This window comes from Arthrobacter sp. 05N425 (assembly GCF_056397125.1).
Map to the genome: position 1 here is coordinate 1 of NZ_JBFTMU010000027.1, position 5,352 is coordinate 5,352.

General features: G+C 55.5%; 2 rRNA genes. Both read right to left on the bottom strand.

Going from position 1 to position 5,352, the window contains the following annotated elements:
• Positions 1-21: 21 nt before the first annotated feature.
• Positions 22-3,145, bottom strand: a 23S ribosomal RNA gene (locus AC1DGE_RS16860).
• 498 nt (positions 3,146-3,643) lie between these two features.
• Positions 3,644-5,170: ribosomal RNA gene (locus AC1DGE_RS16865) — 16S ribosomal RNA — on the bottom strand.
• Together the 16S and 23S rRNA genes form the textbook arrangement of a ribosomal RNA operon.
• Between the last annotated feature and the right edge of the window lie 182 nt (positions 5,171-5,352).

Sequence of the window (5,352 nt, forward strand, 5' to 3'; positions counted from 1 at the left end):
TCCGTTCACGCAARGGAGTGTGTGGTGTAAGTTATCGGCCTATTAGTACCGGTCAGCTTCACGAGTCGTTAGTCCTCGCTTCCACATCCGGCCTATCAACCCAGTGGTCTGGCTGGGGGCCTCTCACACACAAGGTGTATGGAAATCTCATCTCGAAGCGAGCTTCCCGCTTAGATGCTTTCAGCGGTTATCCCATCCGAACGTAGCTAATCAGCGGTGCACTTGGCAGTACAACTGACACACCAGAGGTTCGTCCGTCCCGGTCCTCTCGTACTAAGGACAGCCCTTCTCAAATTTCCTGCGCGCGCAGCGGATAGGGACCGAACTGTCTCACGACGTTCTAAACCCAGCTCGCGTACCGCTTTAATGGGCGAACAGCCCAACCCTTGGGACCTACTCCAGCCCCAGGATGCGACGAGCCGACATCGAGGTGCCAAACCATGCCGTCGATATGGACTCTTGGGCAAGATCAGCCTGTTATCCCCGAGGTACCTTTTATCCGTTGAGCGACGGCCATTCCACAATGTACCGCCGGATCACTAGTCCCGACTTTCGTCCCTGCTCGAGATGTCTCTCTCACAGTCAAGCTCCCTTGTGCACTTACACTCGACACCTGATTGCCAACCAGGCTGAGGGAACCTTTGGGCGCCTCCGTTACTTTTTAGGAGGCAACCGCCCCAGTTAAACTACCCATCAGGCACTGTCCCTGACCCGGATTACGGGCCGAAGTTAGATGTCCAAAGTGACCAGAGTGGTATTTCAACGATGACTCCACCCGAACTGGCGTCCGGGCTTCAACGTCTCCCACCTATCCTACACAAGCCACTCCGAACACCAATACCAAACTATAGTAAAGGTCTCGGGGTCTTTCCGTCCTGCTGCGCGTAACGAGCATCTTTACTCGTACTGCAATTTCGCCGAGTTTATGGTTGAGACAGCGGGGAAGTCGTTACTCCATTCGTGCAGGTCGGAACTTACCCGACAAGGAATTTCGCTACCTTAGGATGGTTATAGTTACCACCGCCGTTTACTGGGGCTTAAATTCTCAGCTTCGCCTTGCGGCTAACCGGTCCTCTTAACCTTCCAGCACCGGGCAGGAGTCAGTCCGTATACATCGTCTTGCGACTTCGCACGGACCTGTGTTTTTAGTAAACAGTCGCTTCCCCCTGGTCTCTGCGGCCCCTGCACGCTCCGGACAGCWWGTGTCCATCACGATGGGGGCCCCCCTTCTCCCGAAGTTACGGGGGCATTTTGCCGAGTTCCTTAACCATAATTCTCTCGATCGCCTTAGTATTCTCTACCTGATCACCTGTGTCGGTTTGGGGTACGGGCGGCTAAAACCTCGCGTCGATGCTTTTCTAGGCAGCATAGGATCACCGAATCCCCCCATACGGGGGTCCCGTCGGGTCTCAGGCATCATGAACGGCGGATTTGCCTACCGTTCGCCCTACATCCTTAGACCGGGACAACCATCGCCCGGCTCGGCTACCTTCCTGCGTCACACCTGTTAATACGCTTGCCTCCCAGGATCAGGTCCCGCGCTCCACCAAAACCCTCACACCACAAGGGTGATCGGGCAGGTCTCGGGCGGTTAGTATCCCCTGTTCAGCATGGGCGGTTTTTCGCCGGTACGGGAATATCAACCCGTTGTCCATCGACTACGCCTGTCGGCCTCGCCTTAGGTCCCGACTTACCCAGGGCAGATTAGCTTGACCCTGGAACCCTTGATCATTCGGCGGACGGGTTTCTCACCCGTCTTTCGCTACTCATGCCTGCATTCTCACTCGTGTAGGCTCCACCGCTGGTTTACACCGCGACTTCACTGCCCACACGACGCTCCCCTACCCATCCAGACGCCTGAACCACAAGGGCTTAGCTAATATCTGAATGCCACAACTTCGGCGGTGTACTTGAGCCCCGCTACATTGTCGGCGCGGAATCACTTGACCAGTGAGCTATTACGCACTCTTTTAAGGATGGCTGCTTCTAAGCCAACCTCCTGGTTGTCTTCGCAACTCCACATCCTTTCCCACTTAGCACACGCTTAGGGGCCTTAGTTGGTGGTCTGGGCTGTTTCCCTCTCGACTATGAAGCTTATCCCCCACAGTCTCACTGCTGCGCTCTCACTTACCGGCATTCGGAGTTTGGCTGACGTCAGTAACCTTGTAGGGCCCATTAGCCATCCAGTAGCTCTACCTCCGGTAAGAAACACGCAACGCTGCACCTAAATGCATTTCGGGGAGAACCAGCTATCACGAAGTTTGATTGGCCTTTCACCCCTACCCACAGCTCATCCCCTCCATTTTCAACTGAAGTGGGTTCGGTCCTCCACGACGTCTTACCGTCGCTTCAACCTGGCCATGGGTAGATCACTTCGCTTCGGGTCTAGATCACGCCACTGCAACGCCCTGTTCAGACTCGCTTTCGCTACGGCTTCCCCACACGGGTTAACCTCGCGACGTAACACTAACTCGCAGGCTCATTCTTCAAAAGGCACGCCGTCACAACTACAAGGTTGCTCCGACGGATTGTAAGCACACGGTTTCAGGTACTGTTTCACTCCCCTCCCGGGGTACTTTTCACCTTTCCCTCACGGTACTGGTCCGCTATCGGTCATTAGGGAGTATTTAGGCTTATCAGGTGGTCCTGACAGATTCGCACGGGATTTCTCGGGCCCCGTGCTACTTGGGATACTTCCCAGGCGGCACACTACATTTCGGTTACGGGGCTCACACCCTCTCTGGCCGGCCTTTCAAGACCGTTCACCTATGCACATGCTCTCACCCCACTGTCCCGGCAGAGACAGAACGGAAAGTCCCACAACCCCGACCATGCAACGCCCGCCGGCTATCACACATGGAACGGTTTAGCCTGATCCGCGTTCGCTCGCCACTACTGACGGAATCACTATTGTTTTCTCTTCCTGCGGGTACTGAGATGTTTCACTTCCCCGCGTTCCCTCCACGCACCCTATGTGTTCAGATGCGGGTCACCAGATCACTCGCGCGTCTGGCGGGGTTTCCCCATTCGGACACCCTGGGATCACAGTCCGGTTATCGACTCCCCCAGGCTTATCGCAGATTCCTACGTCCTTCTTCGGCTCCTAATGCCAAGGCATCCACCGTGTGCTCTTAAAAACTTGACCACAAAAGATCAAGGAGTAATTTTCGAGAGAACCATGRAACCGTCCCCACACCCGAAGGCATGGAACCAGATCCAGGTTCATATTCTTGGAAATTGCTTCTTATAAAAGATGCTCGCGTCCACTATGTAGTTCTCAAACAACAACCCCGTACCACACACCCCACACACCCGGACCCCCGAAAGGACCCRCACARTGCRTGAAACGYTGCAGCCGGGAAACCAGAAACACAAGTCCCGGAAGAAAGTCACCCTCCCCCCGGTCCTGTTGTCTCAGGACCCAACAGTGTGCCAAACACTAAACCGCACAACCCGGGCCCCCACCGTTCCAGGACACTCAAAAGCATCCGTACTGGGCAAGGACCAAACCATGCGGCCGCTATTTGCTGATATTCCACCCGTGAGCACCCGCCGCAGAACTTACGTCTGCGCAACGGGCGTACTCCTGACAACCCCGACACACCCACATACATGAGGCACGGTGATTGTAGGCGCTCCTTAGAAAGGAGGTGATCCAGCCGCACCTTCCGGTACGGCTACCTTGTTACGACTTAGTCCCAATCGCCAGTCCCACCTTCGACAGCTCCCTCCCACAAGGGGTTAGGCCACCGGCTTCGGGTGTTACCAACTTTCGTGACTTGACGGGCGGTGTGTACAAGGCCCGGGAACGTATTCACCGCAGCGTTGCTGATCTGCGATTACTAGCGACTCCGACTTCATGGGGTCGAGTTGCAGACCCCAATCCGAACTGAGACCGGCTTTTTGGGATTAGCTCCACCTCACAGTATCGCAACCCTTTGTACCGGCCATTGTAGCATGCGTGAAGCCCAAGACATAAGGGGCATGATGATTTGACGTCGTCCCCACCTTCCTCCGAGTTGACCCCGGCAGTCTCCCATGAGTCCCCGCCATTACGCGCTGGCAACATGGAACGAGGGTTGCGCTCGTTGCGGGACTTAACCCAACATCTCACGACACGAGCTGACGACAACCATGCACCACCTGTGAACCGGCCCCAAAGGGGAAGGACTGTTTCCAGCCCGGTCCGGTCCATGTCAAGCCTTGGTAAGGTTCTTCGCGTTGCATCGAATTAATCCGCATGCTCCGCCGCTTGTGCGGGCCCCCGTCAATTCCTTTGAGTTTTAGCCTTGCGGCCGTACTCCCCAGGCGGGGCACTTAATGCGTTAGCTACGGCGCGGAAAACGTGGAATGTCCCCCACACCTAGTGCCCAACGTTTACGGCATGGACTACCAGGGTATCTAATCCTGTTCGCTCCCCATGCTTTCGCTCCTCAGCGTCAGTTAATGCCCAGAGACCTGCCTTCGCCATCGGTGTTCCTCCTGATATCTGCGCATTTCACCGCTACACCAGGAATTCCAGTCTCCCCTACATCACTCTAGTCTGCCCGTACCCACCGCAGATCCGGAGTTGAGCCCCGGACTTTCACGGCAGACGCGACAAACCGCCTACGAGCTCTTTACGCCCAATAATTCCGGATAACGCTTGCGCCCTACGTATTACCGCGGCTGCTGGCACGTAGTTAGCCGGCGCTTCTTCTGCAGGTACCGTCACTTTCGCTTCTTCCCTACTGAAAGAGGTTTACAACCCGAAGGCCGTCATCCCTCACGCGGCGTCGCTGCATCAGGCTTGCGCCCATTGTGCAATATTCCCCACTGCTGCCTCCCGTAGGAGTCTGGGCCGTGTCTCAGTCCCAGTGTGGCCGGTCACCCTCTCAGGCCGGCTACCCGTCGTCGCCTTGGTGAGCCATTACCTCACCAACAAGCTGATAGGCCGCGAGTCCATCCAAAACCACAATAAAGCTTTCCACCCCCCACCATGCGATGAGGAGTCATATCCGGTATTAGACCCAGTTTCCCAGGCTTATCCCAGAGTTAAGGGCAGGTTACTCACGTGTTACTCACCCGTTCGCCACTAATCCCCGGTGCAAGCACCGGATCATCGTTCGACTTGCATGTGTTAAGCACGCCGCCAGCGTTCATCCTGAGCCAGGATCAAACTCTCCGTTGAAGTAAAACAGACACACCATGCAACCCCGGGAAAACGGGATAAACACAATGCACAAAATTTGAAACCAGCTAAAAACACCGGACCCAACCACGGGGTGGCAGGCCCGGCACAATCAACCAATTCAATACAAAATTGGTATCAACAAACTTGGCACACTATTGAGTTCTCAAACAACAGACACA